2 protein-coding genes are annotated in these 2,360 nt (G+C 73.3%); one reads left to right on the forward strand and one right to left on the reverse strand.

The annotated features are described in order from the left end of the window. Nucleotides 1-1,950, forward strand: a 1,950-nt coding sequence (locus D7V97_RS42350; RefSeq protein WP_147445236.1) for an ATP-binding protein, incomplete at its 5' end; no start/stop codon positions are given. A gap of 9 nt (nt 1,951-1,959) precedes the next feature. Here D7V97_RS42350 and D7V97_RS42355 read toward each other — a convergent pair. After that, entirely contained in the window at nt 1,960-2,340 is a 381-nt protein-coding gene (locus D7V97_RS42355; RefSeq protein ID WP_120616186.1) for a response regulator, read from the reverse strand. Between the last annotated feature and the right edge of the window lie 20 nt (nt 2,341-2,360).

Below are 2,360 nucleotides of genomic sequence, written 5' to 3' on the forward strand. Positions count from 1 at the left end.
CCGTTCCCGGGCCTGTCCCCCTCTCGCGAGCCCCGCCCCGTGTCCCTGCCGCTGGCCGATTTCCTCTTCCAATCCCGGGATGTCCTCCAGGACGTGTGGATCCGCGAAGCCCCCGGCTCCGGTGATGCCTTCACCCGCGTGCTCGCCGCCGTCGCGGCCCGGATGGCGAACCCCCAGGCGCGCATCTCCGAGGAGGTCGCGCGGGAGGCGGCGCTCCTCCTGCGAGGCCCCGACGGCCGGCCCGTGGGCACGGGCTTCCGGCGCCTGCGCGACACCGTGCTGCGGCTGTGGCGGCAGCAGCCCGGCGTGGACCCGGAGGACGGGGCCCTGGCGCAGACGGAGCGCTTCCACGACGCCGTGGACGCGGTGGAGGCGGCGGCGCTCGAGGCCCATGTCCAGGCCCGCCTGCAGGCGGAGCGCGACGCGGCGCCGCTTGAACAGACGCACCCGGATGCGGCCGGGCAGCGCACCTGGGAAGAGGTCTTCACCCACCTGGGCGTGGGCGTGGGCGTGATGAACGCGGAGGACAGCACGCTCCTGGCGGCGAACCCCGCGCTCGCGCGCATGCACCGTCAGCCCGTCGAAGCGCTCAAGGGCCTGCGGCTGGAGGAGCTGGTGGCGCCCGAGTCGCGCGGCGCGCTGCCCCGGCACCTCGCGGCCGCCAGCTCCAAGCCGTCGCACGAATACGAAGCGCTGCACCTGCGCGGCGACGGCAGCCGCTTCCCGGCCTTCGTGCACGTGACGTCCCTGCGCGACGCGACGGGCCGCCGCGTGGGCCGCGCCGCCACCGTGCTGGACATCACGCAGCGCCGCCAGTCGGAGGCGGAGCGGCAGCGGCTGCTGGCCACCATCGAAGCGGAGCGCGCGCGGCTGTCCGCGGTGTTGGATCAGCTCCCCGTGGGCGTGCTCATCGCGGAGGCCCCCAGCGGCCGGCTGCTCCTGGGCAACCGCGCGCTGGAGTTGCTCCTGGGCCACCCCTTCCAGTCCTCCACCCACGTGACGGACTACGAACCGGCCCATCAACTCTTCAGCGCGGAGGGGCAGCGCCTCACGGACGAGGCCTGGCCCCTGGTGCGCGCGCTGCAGACGGGGGAGACGCGCCAGGCGGAGCCCCTGCTGGTGCGGCGCCCGGACGGCACCACCGCGAACCTGCTGGGCTCCAGCGCGCCCGTGCGCGACTCGGAGGGGCAGATCGTCGCGGGCGTCGTCACCCTGGTGGACGTCACCGAGCGTCGGCGCGCGGAAGAAGCGGCGCGCGAGGCGGCGCAGTTCGGCGAGCGGTTCATCGCCATCGTCAGCCACGACCTGCGCAACCCGCTCAACGCCATCCAGCTGTCGGTGACGAAGCTGCTGCACGGCGACACGCTCCCGGAGCGCGAGCGCAAGGCCGTGTCCCGCATCGCCCGCTCCGGCGAGCGGATGGCGCGGATGATCTCCGAGCTGCTCGACTTCACCCGCAGCCGGCTGGGCGGAGGGCTCCCCATTGAACGGGTGCCCGGCGACGTGCGCGCCGTGGTGCGCCAGGGGGTGGAGGAACTGGAGGCGGCGTGGCCCGAGCGCTCCCTCACGCTCCAGGTGGGCCCGGGCCGCTACGACGGCGCCTGGGACGCGGACCGGCTGCTCCAGGTGGTGAGCAACCTGGGCGGCAACGCGCTCCAGTACAGCCCGGTGGACTGCCCGGTCCGCTTCACGCTGTCGGACCAGGACGACCAGGTGATGATGGAGGTGCACAACGGCGGCGACCCCATCCCGCCGGACGTGCTGCCGCACCTGTTCGACCCCTTCCGGCACGGCGGCGGCAAGGCGCACGGAGGGCTGGGCCTGGGGCTCTACATCGTCGAACAGGTGGTGAAGGGCCACGGCGGACGCATCGAGGTGAGCTCGCGCGCTTCGGAGGGCACCACCTTCCGCGTGCTGCTGCCGCGAGAGCCTGTCGCCGCCGCGTCCTGAGGCCCGCGCCTAGTAGGCGGCGGCTAACTCGGGCTGCGAGCGAAAGGGCTCCAGCGCGCGCATCAGGTCGTCCAGGTCCAGCGGCTTCGGGATGGAGGCGCGGATGCCCTGGGGAACGGGCCGCGTGGCGCCCGCGCCCGACACGACGATGACGGGCAGGTTCTTCAAGCGCGGCTCCTTCTGCACGCGCTCCATCAGCTCCCAGCCGCTCATCACCGGCATCATCAGGTCCAGCAACATCACGTCCGGCACGGGCTGGCGCCGCAGGCGCTCCCACGCGTGCAGGCCGTTGCCGGCGACTTCCACGGCGAAGCCTTCCAGCGTGAGGAACTCCTCGAGCATCTCACGGCTGTCGACATGGTCTTCCACGAGGAGGATGAGGCTTCGCATGGCGTTCCCCAGCCTCCTCC

It is taken from the genome of Corallococcus sp. CA053C, assembly GCF_003611675.1.
Lineage (GTDB): Bacteria > Myxococcota > Myxococcia > Myxococcales > Myxococcaceae > Corallococcus.